Below are 13,977 nucleotides of genomic sequence, written 5' to 3' on the forward strand. Positions count from 1 at the left end.
GGGCGGCGCAACCTGATATACGCGCCTGCATGTTGGATATCGCCGTAAACCGCCCCGCATTGCCGCCCGAGATCGCGCGGCGCCGCACCTTTGCCATCATCTCGCATCCCGATGCGGGAAAGACCACGCTGACCGAAAAGTTCCTGCTGTTCGGCGGCGCGATCCAGATGGCCGGACAGGTGCGCGCCAAGGGCGAGGCGCGGCGCACACGGTCGGACTTCATGCAGATGGAAAAGGATCGGGGCATCTCGGTCTCGGCCTCGGCAATGTCGTTCGATTACAAGAAGTTCCGGTTTAATCTTGTCGATACGCCCGGCCACTCGGACTTCTCCGAGGACACCTATCGCACCCTGACGGCTGTTGATGCGGCGGTGATGGTGATCGACGGCGCCAAGGGCGTTGAAAGCCAGACGCAGAAACTGTTCGAGGTCTGCCGGTTGCGCGACCTGCCGATCCTGACCTTCTGCAACAAGATGGACCGCGAGAGCCGCGACACGTTCGAGATCATCGACGAGATCCAGGAGATGCTGGCCATCGACGTGACACCCGCCAGCTGGCCCATCGGCCAGGGCCGCGATTTCATCGGCTGTTACGATATCCTGCGCGACCGGCTGGAGCTGATGGACCGCGCCGACCGCAACAAGGTCGCCGAAAGCATTGAAATCAATGGGCTTGACGACCCCAAGCTGGCCCAGCACGTGCCCGCGCATCTGCTGGAACAGTTGCACGAGGAGCTGGAGATGGCGCGCGCGCTGCTGCCCAAGCTCGACCCGCAAGCGGTGCTCGAAGGGCATATGACGCCGATCTGGTTCGGCTCGGCCATCAACTCCTTCGGGGTCAAGGAACTGATGGAGGGGATCGGGAAATACGGCCCCGAGCCGCAGGTGCAAAGCGCGGAACCCAGGCAGATTTCCCCTGACGAAACAAAAGTTTCCGGCTTTGTCTTCAAGGTTCAGGCGAACATGGACCCCAAGCATCGCGACCGGGTGGCCTTTGTCCGGCTGGCCTCGGGCCATTTCCAGCGCGGCATGAAGCTGACCCATGTGCGGTCGAAGAAACCGATGGCGATCTCGAGCCCGGTGCTGTTCCTTGCCTCGGACCGGGAACTGGCCGAAGAGGCCTGGGCCGGGGACATTATCGGCATCCCGAACCACGGCCAGTTACGGATCGGCGACACGCTGACCGAGGGCGAGGCGCTGCGGGTGACCGGTATCCCCTCTTTCGCGCCGGAACTGTTGCAGGGCGTGCGCGCGGGCGATCCGATGAAGGCCAAGCACCTGGAAAAGGCGCTGATGCAGTTTGCCGAGGAAGGCGCCGCCAAGGTGTTCAAGCCGATGATCGGCTCGGGCTTTATCGTCGGTGTCGTGGGCGCACTGCAATTCGAGGTGCTGGCCAGCCGGATCGAGCTGGAATACGGGCTGCCGGTGCGGTTCGACGGCTCGCAATTCACCTCGGCCCGCTGGGTGTCGGGCGACAAGGTGGCGATGGACAAGTTCGTCAACGCCAACAAGCAGCATATCGCCCATGACCATGACGGCGACGTTGTCTATCTGACGCGGCTGCAATGGGACATCGACCGGGTGATCCGCGATTACCCCGAACTGAAGCTGACCGCGACCAAAGAGATGATGACCTGAGCCGCGCCCCGCCCTAGGCTGTGCGCACAGGCAATGGGCAAGGAAATCGGGCATGGGCGACAAGGGCGTGACTTGGGGCGTTGTGGCGACCGTCAAGGCGCCCGAGCGCGATATCCTACGGTTTGCCGCCTGGCATCTGGAACTGGGCGCACACCGGCTGTTTCTCTATCTCGACGACCCGGATCCGGCCGTGTTCGCCCGGCTCAAGGCGCATCCGCGCCTCCGGGTATGGGCCTGCGACGAGGCCTATTGGACGCGCCGCAAGCTGGCCCGCCCGGCCAAGCACCAGGCGCGCCAGACGATGAACGCGCGCCACGCCTATAACCGCGCCGATGTGGACTGGCTGGCGCATGTGGACGTGGACGAGTTCATCTGGCCGGAAACGCCGCTGGCCGGGATACTGGGCGGGTTCGGGCCGCAGGTTCTGTGCGCCCGGATGCGCCCGATCGAGGCGCTGGCCGGTGACCCTGCGCTGTACAAGGCGTTCATCCCCGGTGGGCCTGAGCGGGATGAAACGGTACGGCGGCTCTATCCGACCTATGGCGCCTTTGTCAAAGGCGGGTTCATGAGCCATGTCGCGGGCAAGGTGATCGCGCGCACCGGGCTGGAAAAGGTCGATTTTCGCATCCACAACATCTTTCGCAACAAGGAGATGAACCCCGGGCAGGTGGAGCTGGACACTGTCGATCTGTGCCACCGGCACGGTGCCGACTGGGATCACTGGATCGCGGCCTATCGCTATCGTATCGCCAAAGGGTCGTACCGGCCCGAACTGGCCCCCAATGTCCCGCGCGAGGTGGGCGGGCTGAGCATGCATGAGCTGCTGAGCACCATCGAGGAGGAAAGCGGCGAGGCCGGGCTGCGCGCCTTTTTCGAAGAGATGAACGCGGTGTCGCCCGAGGCGCGCGCGCGGCTGGAGGCGGCGGGGATGCTGAAACGGCGCGCGCTGGACCTGGACGCGGCGATGCAGAAACAGTTTCCCGATTGAACGCTCACTGTTGCCCGTTTCGCAACAGTGAGTGTAAATCTCGGTGCTGCACCTGCAACATTTGACGCTGGCCGGGGATTTTGCTATGCCCCGACCAGCCGTAGCGCGCCCTGACAGGCGCAGCGCCCATGATGGGCCCGGCAGTACGACTGACGCGCGGGCCCGGTGAGTGTCCGCATATATCGGACACACATGACAAAATTCTCTGAACTGAACCTGAATCCCAAGGTCCTCAAGGCCGTCGAAGAAGCCGGTTACGAAACCCCCACCCCGATTCAGGCAGGCGCGATTCCTCCCGCTCTGGAAGGGCGCGATGTACTGGGCATCGCCCAGACCGGCACCGGCAAGACCGCCAGCTTTACCCTGCCGATGATCACGCTCTTGGCCCGTGGCCGCGCCCGGGCGCGGATGCCGCGCAGCCTGGTGCTGTGCCCGACGCGGGAACTGGCCGCTCAGGTGGCCGAGAACTTCGACACCTATACCAAACACCTGAAACTGACCAAGGCGCTGCTCATTGGCGGGGTCAGCTTCAAGGAGCAGGACGCGCTGATCGACCGGGGCGTCGACGTTCTGATCGCCACGCCGGGCCGGTTGCTCGACCATTTCGAGCGCGGCAAGCTCTTGTTGACCGGCGTGCAGATCATGGTGGTGGACGAGGCCGACCGGATGCTCGACATGGGGTTCATTCCCGATATCGAGCGCATCTTCAGCCTGACCCCCTTTACCCGCCAGACGCTGTTCTTCTCGGCCACCATGGCGCCCGAGATCGAGCGGATCACCAATACCTTCCTCAGCGCGCCCGCGCGGATCGAGGTGGCCCGCCAGGCCACCGCCTCGGAGACCATCGAACAGGGTGTGGTGCTGTTCAAGGGCTCGCGCCGCGACCGCGAGGCCAGCGAGAAACGCGCCGTTTTGCGGGCGCTGATCGACGCCGAAGGCGAGAAATGCACCAATGCGATCATCTTCTGCAACCGCAAGACGGATGTGGATATCGTCGCGAAATCGTTGCAGAAATACGGCTATGACGCGGCGCCGATCCATGGCGATCTGGACCAGAGCCAGCGCACCCGCACGCTGGACGGCTTCCGCGAAGGCAAACTGCGCCTGCTGGTGGCCTCGGACGTGGCGGCGCGCGGGCTGGATGTGCCCTCGGTCAGCCATGTGTTCAACTTCGACGTGCCCGGTCACCCCGAGGATTACGTGCACCGGATCGGCCGCACCGGCCGCGCGGGCCGCGATGGCAAGGCGATCACGCTCTGCATCCCGCGCGATGAAAAGGCGCTTGATGCGGTCGAAAAGCTGATCCAGAAAGCCATCCCGCGGCTGGAAAATCCGGTCAATCTCGAAGAGCTGCCCGAGCCGAAACCACGGCGCGAGGAGCGCAAGAGCAAGTCGGACAAGCCGCGCCGCGAGACCGAGAAGCGGGCCAACAAGGCCCCGTGCGAGGACCAGCACGAGGCCCGTCCCGAGGAGACCCGGAGCGAACCACGCCAGGACAAGCGCGAGCGCACACCCCGGGCCGACGACAAGCGCGGCCGCGATCGGTCCGAGGATCGTGGTGCAAAGGTGGTCGGCATGGGCGACCACCTGCCCAGCTTCATTGCGCTCAGCTTCGAGGAACGCCGGGCGGGCTGAGCGGGCGCAAGGGGGCTCTGCCCCCGTCCTGCGGACTCCCCCGGAGTATTTTTGGGCGAAATGAAGGGGCTGGAACAGGCCAGGCTTCTTTCTGGTCAGGAAATACTCCGGAGCGCGAGGCAGCGCCTCGCAACAACCCGCCGCGCGGCACGCGCGGCCCGGCCCAACGCCGGACGGGGCGCTCGCAAGAGCGCACCAGGCCAGGGGCGGGAGCGCCCCGCGCTCGGGTCAGATCGCCAGTACCAGCGCCAGGATCGAAAGGCCCAGGAGCCCGATGCCCGCGATCTCGCGCCCGGTTATCAATTCACGGAAAAACAGGGTCGAGGCCATCAGGCTGAAGATCAGCTCCACCTGCCCCAGCGCCTTGACATAGGCTGCGTTCTGAAGCGTGAAGGCCAGGAACCAGCAGAACGATCCGCCAAGGCTGGTCAGCCCGACAAAGGCACCTGTGTTCCGCGTGGCCCAGACCGCGGCCAGCTGCGCCCGGTCGCGCCACCAGAGCCAGAGCGCCATCGACACCAGCTGGAACGACACCACGGCGGCCAGCGTCACCAGTGCCCGGAACCAGGGCGTGAGATCGCCCAGTTCCAGCGAAGCCGCCCGGTAGCTGACCGCCGAAAAGGCAAACAGCACGCCTGAGCCCAGCCCCAGTTGCGAGGCGCGGTTGGTCAGGTGGCGCCACCAGGCGCCAGATCCTCCGGGTGTTTTCGACAAGAGCAGCACCGCCGCCAACCCCAGCAGGATCGCGCCCAGCGCGCCGATGGACACGCCTTCGCCCAGAATGACAAAGCCGACGATCGCGGTCTGGATCACCTCGGTCTTCTTGAAGGTGATGCCGACGGCAAAGTTGCGCTGTTTGAACAGCGCCACCACGCAGATGGTGGCAAGGATCTGGGCGGTGCCGCCGATGGCGACAAACAACCAGAACCGGGGGCCAAGCGCGGGCAGGTCATAGCCGCCGGCGGTGGTGGCGATCAAGAGCCCCGCCAGTGCCAGCGGCGCTGAATAGAGGAAGCGGGCAAAGGTGGCGCCCGAGGCCGACAGTTTCACCGTCGCCAGCGATTTTTGCAGCATGAACCGCACGGTCTGAAACAGCGCGGCGGCGAGGGTGACGGGGATCCAGAGGCTCATGCGCCTCTTGTGGCCTCAAATCAGGGCTTTGGCCAGAGCGGATGCGGCACCGGATCCTTGGCACGCCAGAAATAGCGGCGGAACACCTCGGCATAAGAGGCGTAGCTGTAGCCCTCGTTGCAGTTGAGATACCGCTCCTTGCCCGCCCGGTAGAGCGCGGGCAGCGCGTACCATGGCGCGCCTGGGTTCATGTGATGGACCACGTGGAAGTTGTTGTTAAGAAACAGGAACGCCAACAGCCCCCGATCCTCGATCACCACGGTGCGCGCGCGCGATTTCTCATGCGCGCGATGTTCCAGAAAGGTGCGGATCTTGAGCAGGCCCAGACCGAAATAGGCCGAGAGCGCAAAGGCCCAGATGGGCATGGGCGACAGCGACACCACCCACAACACCACGGCCATGCCCGGCAGGTGCAGCGCCCAGGCGAGCAGGATCGCGCGGTCGCCGCGCAACGCCCCGCGCGCCTCGTCACGCAGGAAACAGGCGGTTCCGATCAGCGGACCCAGCACCATGCGCCCCGCCAGCGTGTTGTTGAGCGCATAGAGGCGCTGCTGCCAGCCCGGCAGGCGGCCCCAGATGGCGGGGTCGAGATAGTTGCTCTCGGGGTCGTCATAGGGGTCGGTCAGGTTCGCGTCTTGGTGATGGGCCAGATGCAGGTCGCGGAACCGATTGTAGGGGATGCAGAGCGTCAGCGGCAGCGCCATCAGTGCCTCGTTCAGCCAGCGATAGCGGAACGGGTGGCCATGCAGCGCCTCATGCGTCAGCGAGGAATGCAGCGCCGCAACCAGCCCCATCGCCGCAATGGCGAGCCAGAGCGACAGCCCGGCCAGCCCGAAGATCACCAGCAGCCAGGCCGCATAGCAGGCGAGGATCAGCGCGAAAGTGCCCCATTCGGCGCGCTCGGGCAGGCGCGGCTCAGACATGGCGGCCCCAGCGGATGCCGGCCCAGACACGTTCGTAGACCAGATAGAGGGTAAAACCCAGCGCCGTGTTCACCAGCGCCAGCGTGCCGCCAATGGCGGCGGATCCTGTCGCTGCAAGGCCCACCAGGGTCATCGTGACCAGGCCCAAGAGGTTCCAGATCAACGCCTTCAGGACCGATCTTCGCCGCGTTTCCATTCCGTCTCCTGCTTGTAACTTTCACAAAACTGTTACTGCCTTGTGTGAGGTGCGGGAATTCGGAATATGATTAACAAAATTCAGCAGATGTGATATTAATCACCACATGTGGGAAAAGATGGACAAGCGTGACCGGGCCGCCCAGTTCCGGATTCGGCTCGGGCGGGCAATGGAGCAGCGCCAGACCAGCCAGAGCGCGCTGGCACGGCAGGTGGGGGTGGATCGCTCGACGATCTCTCAATTGCTGACCGGAGATGGCGCGCGCCTGCCCAATGCGCATGTGGTGGGGGCCTGCGCCTCGGCGCTGGGAGTGTCGGCGGACTGGCTCCTGAGCCTGTCGGACCGGCCCGAAAGTGCCGCCGAACTGCTGGCCAGTTCGCTGACCATGGCCGAGGCGCCCCGCGCGCTGGTGGACGAACGGATCTATGAATGGCACCGAGAGGCGGCGGGGTACAAGATCCGCTATGTGCCCGCCGCCCTGCCCGACATGATGAAGACGCGCGCCTTTCTGGAATGGGAATACGCGCCGCATCTGGGGCGGACGGCGGACCAGGCGATCGGCGCGTCCGAGGACAGGCTGGCCTGGATGCGCAGCGCCCAGTCGGATTACGAGATTGCCATGCCCCTGTTCGAGTTGCACAGTTTTGCCCATGCCACCGGGTATTACCACGGGCTGCCGCTGGATCTGCGGCTGGAGCAGATCGACCGGTTCCTGGCGCTGAGCGAGCAGCTCTACCCGCGCCTGCGCATCTATCTCTACGATGCCAAGCGGCTATATTCTGCGCCGATGACGATCTTTGGCCCGCTGCTCTGCGCCTTTTATGCGGGCAGCCATTACATGGCGTTCCGTGACAAGGACCGGATCGAGGTGTTCACCCGCCATTTCGACACGCTGGTACGCGAGGCGGACCTGACCGCGCGGGACCTGCCCAAGCATCTGCGACAGCTCAGGGCGGCGATTGCCCGCTGAGTTTGGCGCGCGGGATGCGCGCGGCGCGGTTCTCTGCTATGATGGGACACCTGACACCAGACAGGACCAACCGGACCCAAAGAACGGAGGAGACCCTATGGACGCAATCAGGAGCGCTGAATATGCCCGCGCGCTTTATGCAGCACATGGCGACCGGGCCGAGGCAGAAGCGGCCCAGAAGGAACAGCATTGCAAGGCGATTGGGAATATCGACGAGGCCGAGAGTTGGCAGGCGGTACGCCGCGCCATCCGACAGATGCGCGGCGCGAACCAGAGCTGAGGCAGGAGGTTTTTCTGCGCAATATGGCTGCCGGGTGCCTGTCACGCGGCAAGTGATGCTGTATATCGTCCGGAATGGATGATTTGCATTTCGATAGCAGGGCCGGATTGCCCGAAGCGTTGCGGGTGCTGCTTGCCGCGCATCCGCGCGAGAGCTGGCAGGCCGATCCCAATTTTCACGGGCTGGTCAGTTTCTGGCTGGAGCGTCACATGATGTTCCGTCAGATCATTGCGCATATGCAGGCCGAGACCCGGGCATTCCTGGGTGCCGAGCGGGACCCGGCGCCGTTCGCGCAGGGCATCGCGCGCTATGGCGGCATGTTCGTGAACCAGTTGCACGGGCATCACCAGATCGAGGACCAGCACTATTTTCCGCTGCTCAGGACCAAGGACAGCCGTATCGAGGCGGGGTTCGACCTGTTGGATGCGGACCACCATGCGCTGGACGGCCTGCTGAACCGGTTCGTGGAGCAGGCAAATGCGGCGATCCAGGGAGCCAATGGCCCTCAGGCGCGCAGCAGCGCCGGGGCGCTACTGGCGGGACTGGGCGATCTGGAGCGGATGATCGGCCGACATCTGGAGGATGAAGAGGACCTGATCGTGCCGATCATCCTGAAGCACGGCGTCGATGGACTGGGGTAACCGCGGCGCTTAGCTTGGGTTGTATCGTTTGACCATCGAAAGCGGCGGCGCCCCATATCCAGTGGGCGATCTCAGAACGGTCATCCGTGCGCGGGCTCTACGCCCCACATGCCGGTCCAAACTGAGACCGATGCGGCGCCAAAATGACCACATGCAAAGCTATTCGGCAGATACGCACATCAACCAGCGCCGAGGCTTCTAGCCGCTAGTCACCAGCCCCGACGCCTACGAGCCCTGAGACTGCGCGAAGACCGCGAAGCGACGCCGAGTCAGGGTCCGCTAGGACCGCTGGGACCACTGCCGGAGAGACCCAGACCATCCATCGTGGCAGAGAGATCACCACGTGAAACCGCATTGGCCAAACCGGATCGCGGCTCGTCAGAACTGGTCGGACCATTGCCGTCACCGCTCGGATCCGAGGCGTGTGCGCCTTGATCGAAACCACCGGTGACCGCTTCGCTTGTCACGGCGCCCCAGCTTCCGGCGTCACGCTGTCCCGGGGCTTCCTTGCCGCTCCCCGCAACGGCTGCACTGGCAATGATCAGGCTTCCCCCCGCAAACAGACAAATCAGGCTTCTCATAACGCGTCCTCCAACAGCCATATTCGAAAAACTCACATGCATTATACTACAAAAATGGAGAATTTTCCACTTCGGCTGGATGCTTCGCGATTTCCGAAAAGATTGAAGACAGTTTTCACACCTTGGGATCAGGGTTCACCGTATGGCCATCGACCGCGATCACCTGTCCCGACACCAGCCGCGCCGCGTCGGACCCCAGAAACACCGCCATATTGGCGATATCCGACGCCTCGACAAACCGGCCCATCGAGGTGCCCGAGGCATAGCCGGCATAGACCTGGTCACGGGTCATCCCCTTTGCGGCCGCTTCGCGCGCCAGCACGCCCTCCATCCGCGGGCCTTCGACCGCGCCGGGGCAGATCACGTTGCAGCGGATCCCGTGCGGTCCCAGTTCCATCGCCAATGTCTTGGCAAGACCGATCACCCCCCATTTCGCCGCCGCATAGGGCGCGCGGTGCGGGTAGCCGTACTGCCCGGCGGTGGAGGAAGTGATCACGATACTGCCCGCGCCCTGCCGTTTCAGCATCGGGGCCGCGTATTTGGCACACAGAAACGCGCCGTCGAGATTGACGGCGATACAGGCGCGCCAGCCGTCGAGCGGCATATCCTCGACCAGCGCGGTCGGCCCGGCGATGCCCGCATTGGAACAGAGCGTATCAAGCCCGCCCCAGTCGGCCTCGATTTCGGCAAAGAGCGCCGCAACCGACGCCTCATCCGCCACATCGACAACACTCTGCCGCCAGTGGTCGGGACAGGCGGCAAGCGCCGCCTTGTCCACATCCGCCACCCAGATCCGCGCCCCCGCCGCCTCGAAGGCCTCGGCCATGGCGCGACCGATGCCCGAGGCGCCCGCGGTGATCAGGACACGCGCACTCATGCCGGTTTCCGGATCGCGCTGCCCGCGCCCTCGGGGTAGGACAGGCCTGCCTGCGCCGCTGCGATGCGGGCCATGGCGGCCTCGATTTCGGGCGAGGGCGCACAGGGTTTGCGGGTTTCCAGGCTCACATGCAACAGGAAGCTTTCGCCGGTGGCGAGCAGCGTGTCGCCTTCGTACATGCGGTGGAAGAGATGCAGCTTCTTGCCCTGCCCCAGCAGCATCTGGGTTTCGACCCGGATCCGCGCCCCCGCGTGGGTCTCGTCCAGATGGCGGATATGGGTCTCGGCGGTGAAATAGCTGCCACCGCTGGCGATGTAGTCGGCATCGCAGCCGATGATCTCCATGAACCGGTCGGTGGAATTGGCAAACGCCTCCAGATATTTCGACTCGGTCATGTGGCCGTTGTAATCCGTCCAGTCGAGCGGCACCGCGCGCGACAAGGTCAGGATCGGCTGGGTCAGATCGGCAGTCTCCAGATCGGGCAGCGCCTTGGGCTTCAGCGCCGCGTCATGCTTGTTCAGCACCGCGCCCGCACCCCAGTTCTGCGCCTTGAGCGCCCGCATCATGCCGACAAGGTTGTTGTCGCGGATGCGTTCCAGCTCGCGGATCGTATGGTGCCCCGATTGCGCATCCGACTGGCCCGCGATCAGGTCGACCAGTTCGTCAGTGAATTCGGGCACATCCATCAGCTTGGTCCAGGGCCAGCTGAGGCAGGGGCCGAACTGCGCCATGAAATGCTTCATGCCCGCTTCGCCGCCCGCCACGCGGTAGGTTTCGAACAGGCCCATCTGCGCCCAACGGATACCAAAGCCCATGCGGATCGCCTCGTCGATCTCTTCAGTGGTGGCGATGCCGTCCTTGACCAGCCACAGCGCCTCGCGCCAGACGGCCTCCAGAAAGCGGTCGGCGATATGGGCGTCGATCTCCTTGCGCACATGCAGCGGGAACTGCCCCAGTCCTCGCATGATCTCCTTGGCGCGTTCGATCATCTCGGGGCTGTTTTCCGGCGTTGTCACCAGTTCGATCAGCGGCAGCAGGTAGACCGGGTTGAACGGGTGCGTCACCACGATCTGACCGGGGCGCAGCGCGCCCTCCTGCAATTCGCTAGGCTTGAAGCCAGAGGTCGAGGAGCCAAGGATCGCCTGCGGATCGCAGGTCTCCTGGATCGAGCGATAGACCTTGAGTTTCAGGTCCAGACGTTCGGGCACACTTTCCTGGATCCAGGCGACTCCGTTGACCGCCTCACCAAGATCGGTGTGAAAGCTGAGCTTGCCTTCGGGCGGCAGCGGCACGTCGCTGAGGCCAGGCAGCGAGCGGCGGGCATTGGCCAGCACCTCGCCGATCTTGCGTTCGGCCTCGGGGTCGGGGTCGAACACCCGAACATCCCAGCCGTTGAGCAGAAAGCGCGCGGCCCAGCCGCCGCCGATCACGCCACCACCGATGATTGCAGCCGTTGTCATGACGGCCTCTCCTTCTTTGTCCATATTCCGTGTTTCAACGCGGATCTTGTGCCACGTCGATCAGTTTGCTCGTGTCATAGCCATTGGCGGTCAGTGCCGCCTCGGCCCGGGCGCGTATGTCGGCGCCGATCCGGGGTTCGCGCGCCAGGATCCAGCCGGTCTTGCCGCGCGGGGTGCCGATGGCGGCGACGGTGTAGCCCTCGTCGATATAGAGAACCCAATAGTCGCCGCGCGCAAAGGGCAGCCAAGGCACAAAGGTGACAGACAGCTTGCCCGGCCCCTCGACCCGCGCCACACCTTCGGCCGTGGTCACCGGCCCGTCGAGCGCGCCCTTGCGGCAGGTGTTGGTCACACTCACCTGCCCGTCGTCGCGCAGGGCATAATCGGCGGTGACGCCGACGCAGCCCTCTTCGAACCGGTTCGGAAAGCGCGCGATCTCGTACCAGCGGCCCAGATAGCGGTCGATGTCCAGCGCCGGCACCGCGCCGATCGCGACCGAGCGGTCGCGATAGGTCTCGGCCCCTGCCACTGACGCGGCAAGGGCGAGGCCCGCAGCAAGCGCCGCCGCGAGCCGGTTCACTTCGCCACCGGTGCGCGTTTCACCAGGCCCAGCTTTTCGCGCACTTCCTGCGGGCCGATCACCCGCGCGCCCATGTTCGACACGATGCCTGCGGCCCGTTCGACCAGTTGCCAGTTCTCGGCCAGCACGCCCTTGTCGAGCCAGAGATTATCCTCGAGCCCGACGCGCACATTACCCCCCGCCAGCACCGACGCGGCGGCATAGGCCATCTGGTTACGGCCCAGCGCAAAGGCCGAGAAGGTCCAGTCGTCGGGCACATTGTTGACCATCGCCATGAAGGTATTGAGGTCATCAGGCGCGCCCCACGGCACGCCCATGCAGAGCTGGACCAGCGCCGGACCCTCGAGCACGCCATCCTTGACCAGTTGCTTGGCGTACCACAGGTGGCCGGAGTCGAACGCCTCGATCTCGGGTTTCACCCCCAGTTCGGTCATCATCCGGCCCATGGCGGTCAGCATGCCGGGCGTGTTGGTCATCACGTAATCGGCCTCGGCAAAGTTCATGGTGCCGCAGTCGAGCGTGCAGATCTCGGGCAGGCATTCGGCCACATGCGCCACCCGCTCGGTGGCGCCGACCATATCGGTGCCCTTTTCACGCAGCGGCAGCGGGTTCTCGACATCGCCGAATATCATGTCGCCGCCCATGCCGGCGGTCAGGTTCAGAACCACGTCGACCTCGGCGTCGCGGATGCGGTCCGTCACTTCGCGATAGAGGTCCAACCGGCGCGACGGCGCGCCGGTCTCAGGGTCGCGCACGTGGCAATGCACCACTGCGGCCCCCGCCTTGGCCGCCGCGATGGCGCTGTCGGCGATCTGTTTGGGCGAGCGCGGCACATGCGGGCTGCGATCCTGGGTGCCGCCCGAACCGGTGACGGCGCAGGTGATGAAGACCTCGCGGTTCATTTCCAGAGGCATGTCGGTTTTCCCTTGTTTTTACCGGCTTCTCCCCCGGGTTGTCCCCAGATTTGTCCCCGGATTCCGATTTGCGTTGTGTTCGACTCTGGCGCAGCCTTGCGGCGACCACTTGCCAGAATGCGAATCGAACTTGATGAAATCCGCAAAAAACATTCTCCAGCCGGAACACCGCGCGCTGAAATGCGCGCTTCTGGTGCTGGACGATTGCAACACGCTCAGCTTTGCCGCCGCGGTTGACCCGATGCGCGCCGCCAACCGGCTGGCCGACCGGCACGCGTTCGACTGGGACTATGTCACCGCCACCGACGCGCCCGCGCGGTTGACCTGCGGGCTGATGGTGCCGGGCCTGCCGCTGGCGCGGCTCGAAACCTGCGACCTCCTGATCGTCGTGGCGGGCTTCCAGCTGGCGCGCCACGCCACGCCCAGCCTGCTGGCCGGGCTGCGCCGGATCGCGGCGGGCGGCGCCACGCTGGCCGGGATCGACGGGGGCCCGTGGCTCTTGGCCGAAGCCGGTCTGCTCGACGGTCACGCCGCCACCACCCATTGGGAGGATCTGGACAATTTCGCCAGCCGCTTCCCTGCCATAGACGTGCGCAGCGACCGCTTTGCCATTTCAGGCAACCGGCTGACCTCGGGCGGGGCGATGCCCGCAATCGAGATGATGCTGCATATCATCGCCGCCCGCCATGGCGCGGGCTTTGCCGCGCGGGTGGCGGGGCTTTTCCTCTACGAAGGCGCGCCAGAGCCTGGCAAGCCGCAGCGCCGCACCGGCGCGCCGCACCGCCACAACAAGCTGACCGCGCGGGCCAACGCGCTGATGGAGGCGGCGCTGGACGAGCCGCTGCCGCTGGCCGAAATCGCCGAGACGCTGGGTACCAGCCCGCGCACCCTGCAACAGCAGTTCCGCTTGCGCCTGGGCACCACGCCGCAGGACCATTACCTGCAACTGCGCCTGGCCGAGGCGCGGCGCCTGGTCACCGACACCGACATGCCGCTGATGGAGGTGGCGCAGGCCACCGGCTTTACCTCGCAATCGAGCTTTGCCCGCGCCTTTCGCACCCAGCACGGCCAATCCGCCCGCGACCTGCGACAGGCCCGCACCCAGCCCGCCACGCCCTGATCTTCATTTCGCCGCAAATACTCCGGGGGAGTCGCGCGGCACGC

At 65.0% G+C, this 13,977-nt stretch carries 15 protein-coding genes; 7 read left to right on the forward strand and 8 right to left on the reverse strand.

Annotated features, from left to right (window positions below):
- Positions 1-29 precede the first annotated feature (29 nt).
- The 3 genes from OEZ49_RS17255 to OEZ49_RS17265 all read left to right on the forward strand — a co-directional run bounded on the left by OEZ49_RS17255 (position 30) and on the right by OEZ49_RS17265 (position 4,260).
- Positions 30-1,637, forward strand: a complete 1,608-nt coding sequence (locus OEZ49_RS17255; protein WP_263389479.1) for a peptide chain release factor 3 — start codon at positions 30-32, stop codon at positions 1,635-1,637.
- 52 nt (positions 1,638-1,689) lie between these two features.
- The gene (locus OEZ49_RS17260; RefSeq protein WP_263389480.1) at positions 1,690-2,625 is read left to right on the forward strand and encodes a glycosyltransferase family 2 protein; all 936 of its coding nucleotides are present in this window, start codon (positions 1,690-1,692) and stop codon (positions 2,623-2,625) included.
- Positions 2,626-2,817: 192 nt separating this feature from the next.
- Positions 2,818-4,260: a DEAD/DEAH box helicase gene (locus OEZ49_RS17265; RefSeq protein WP_263389481.1), complete on the forward strand. Its 1,443-nt coding sequence runs from the start codon at positions 2,818-2,820 to the stop codon at positions 4,258-4,260.
- A 228-nt stretch (positions 4,261-4,488) separates the two neighbouring features.
- Here the strand turns inward: OEZ49_RS17265 and OEZ49_RS17270 are convergent, their stop codons facing one another.
- The 3 genes from OEZ49_RS17270 to OEZ49_RS17280 are packed head-to-tail and all read right to left on the reverse strand — an operon-like array spanning position 4,489 to position 6,510.
- Entirely contained in the window at positions 4,489-5,391 is a 903-nt protein-coding gene (locus OEZ49_RS17270) for an EamA/RhaT family transporter (protein ID WP_263389482.1), read from the reverse strand.
- 20 nt (positions 5,392-5,411) lie between these two features.
- Positions 5,412-6,314: a fatty acid desaturase gene (locus OEZ49_RS17275; protein ID WP_263389483.1), complete on the reverse strand. Its 903-nt coding sequence runs from the start codon at positions 6,312-6,314 to the stop codon at positions 5,412-5,414.
- A complete protein-coding gene (locus OEZ49_RS17280) occupies positions 6,307-6,510 on the reverse strand; it encodes a DUF2061 domain-containing protein (RefSeq protein WP_164128365.1) in 204 nt (67 codons plus the stop codon). Before OEZ49_RS17280 ends, OEZ49_RS17275 begins: the two co-directional genes overlap by 8 nt.
- Positions 6,511-6,616: 106 nt before the next feature.
- Here OEZ49_RS17280 and OEZ49_RS17285 point away from each other — a divergent pair, with 106 nt between their 5' ends.
- The 3 genes from OEZ49_RS17285 (at position 6,617) to OEZ49_RS17295 (ending at position 8,401) form a co-directional block, all read left to right on the forward strand.
- Positions 6,617-7,480, forward strand: a complete 864-nt coding sequence (locus OEZ49_RS17285; protein ID WP_263389484.1) for a helix-turn-helix domain-containing protein — start codon at positions 6,617-6,619, stop codon at positions 7,478-7,480.
- Between the two features lie 97 nt (positions 7,481-7,577).
- On the forward strand, positions 7,578-7,760 hold the full coding sequence (locus tag OEZ49_RS17290) for a hypothetical protein (RefSeq protein ID WP_263389485.1): 183 nt from the start codon (positions 7,578-7,580) through the stop codon (positions 7,758-7,760).
- Between the two features lie 107 nt (positions 7,761-7,867).
- Positions 7,868-8,401 (forward strand): hemerythrin domain-containing protein, encoded by a 534-nt coding sequence (locus tag OEZ49_RS17295; protein WP_263389486.1) that lies wholly within the window; start codon positions 7,868-7,870, stop codon positions 8,399-8,401.
- 269 nt (positions 8,402-8,670) lie between these two features.
- On the opposite strand, the gene OEZ49_RS17300 is transcribed toward OEZ49_RS17295, so the two are convergent.
- From OEZ49_RS17300 to OEZ49_RS17320, 5 genes are all read right to left on the reverse strand, one after another.
- Positions 8,671-8,982 (reverse strand): hypothetical protein, encoded by a 312-nt coding sequence (locus tag OEZ49_RS17300; protein ID WP_263389487.1) that lies wholly within the window; start codon positions 8,980-8,982, stop codon positions 8,671-8,673.
- A 115-nt stretch (positions 8,983-9,097) separates the two neighbouring features.
- A complete protein-coding gene (locus tag OEZ49_RS17305; RefSeq protein WP_263389488.1) occupies positions 9,098-9,859 on the reverse strand; it encodes an SDR family oxidoreductase in 762 nt (253 codons plus the stop codon).
- Complete coding sequence (locus OEZ49_RS17310; RefSeq protein WP_263389489.1) at positions 9,856-11,319, reverse strand: carnitine 3-dehydrogenase; 1,464 nt, start codon at positions 11,317-11,319, stop codon at positions 9,856-9,858. Before OEZ49_RS17310 ends, OEZ49_RS17305 begins: the two co-directional genes overlap by 4 nt.
- Before the next feature lie 34 nt (positions 11,320-11,353).
- The gene (locus OEZ49_RS17315; RefSeq protein WP_164128371.1) at positions 11,354-11,899 is read right to left on the reverse strand and encodes a lipocalin family protein; all 546 of its coding nucleotides are present in this window, start codon (positions 11,897-11,899) and stop codon (positions 11,354-11,356) included.
- The gene (locus tag OEZ49_RS17320) at positions 11,896-12,813 is read right to left on the reverse strand and encodes a BKACE family enzyme (RefSeq protein ID WP_263389490.1); all 918 of its coding nucleotides are present in this window, start codon (positions 12,811-12,813) and stop codon (positions 11,896-11,898) included. Before OEZ49_RS17320 ends, OEZ49_RS17315 begins: the two co-directional genes overlap by 4 nt.
- A gap of 133 nt (positions 12,814-12,946) precedes the next feature.
- On the opposite strand from OEZ49_RS17320, the gene OEZ49_RS17325 reads away from it, so the two are divergent.
- Positions 12,947-13,933: a GlxA family transcriptional regulator gene (locus OEZ49_RS17325; protein WP_164128373.1), complete on the forward strand. Its 987-nt coding sequence runs from the start codon at positions 12,947-12,949 to the stop codon at positions 13,931-13,933.
- Positions 13,934-13,977: the final 44 nt, after the last annotated feature.

It is taken from the genome of Ruegeria marisflavi (assembly GCF_025673445.1).
GTDB lineage: Bacteria > Pseudomonadota > Alphaproteobacteria > Rhodobacterales > Rhodobacteraceae > Ruegeria_B > Ruegeria_B marisflavi.

Bases quoted from the DNA above. Each gene is read 5' to 3' on its own strand.
- OEZ49_RS17255 (WP_263389479.1), top strand. From the start codon at position 30: ATGTTGGATATCGCCGTAAACCGCCCCGCATTGCCGCCCGAGATCGCG.
- OEZ49_RS17260 (WP_263389480.1), top strand. From the start codon at position 1,690: ATGGGCGACAAGGGCGTGACTTGGGGCGTTGTGGCGACCGTCAAGGCG.
- OEZ49_RS17265 (WP_263389481.1), top strand. From the start codon at position 2,818: ATGACAAAATTCTCTGAACTGAACCTGAATCCCAAGGTCCTCAAGGCC.
- OEZ49_RS17270 (WP_263389482.1), bottom strand. From the start codon at position 5,391: ATGAGCCTCTGGATCCCCGTCACCCTCGCCGCCGCGCTGTTTCAGACC.
- OEZ49_RS17275 (WP_263389483.1), bottom strand. From the start codon at position 6,314: ATGTCTGAGCCGCGCCTGCCCGAGCGCGCCGAATGGGGCACTTTCGCG.
- OEZ49_RS17280 (WP_164128365.1), bottom strand. From the start codon at position 6,510: ATGGAAACGCGGCGAAGATCGGTCCTGAAGGCGTTGATCTGGAACCTC.
- OEZ49_RS17285 (WP_263389484.1), top strand. From the start codon at position 6,617: ATGTGGGAAAAGATGGACAAGCGTGACCGGGCCGCCCAGTTCCGGATT.
- OEZ49_RS17290 (WP_263389485.1), top strand. From the start codon at position 7,578: ATGGACGCAATCAGGAGCGCTGAATATGCCCGCGCGCTTTATGCAGCA.
- OEZ49_RS17300 (WP_263389487.1), bottom strand. From the start codon at position 8,982: ATGAGAAGCCTGATTTGTCTGTTTGCGGGGGGAAGCCTGATCATTGCC.
- OEZ49_RS17305 (WP_263389488.1), bottom strand. From the start codon at position 9,859: ATGAGTGCGCGTGTCCTGATCACCGCGGGCGCCTCGGGCATCGGTCGC.
- OEZ49_RS17310 (WP_263389489.1), bottom strand. From the start codon at position 11,319: ATGACAACGGCTGCAATCATCGGTGGTGGCGTGATCGGCGGCGGCTGG.
- OEZ49_RS17320 (WP_263389490.1), bottom strand. From the start codon at position 12,813: ATGCCTCTGGAAATGAACCGCGAGGTCTTCATCACCTGCGCCGTCACC.
- OEZ49_RS17325 (WP_164128373.1), top strand. From the start codon at position 12,947: ATGAAATCCGCAAAAAACATTCTCCAGCCGGAACACCGCGCGCTGAAA.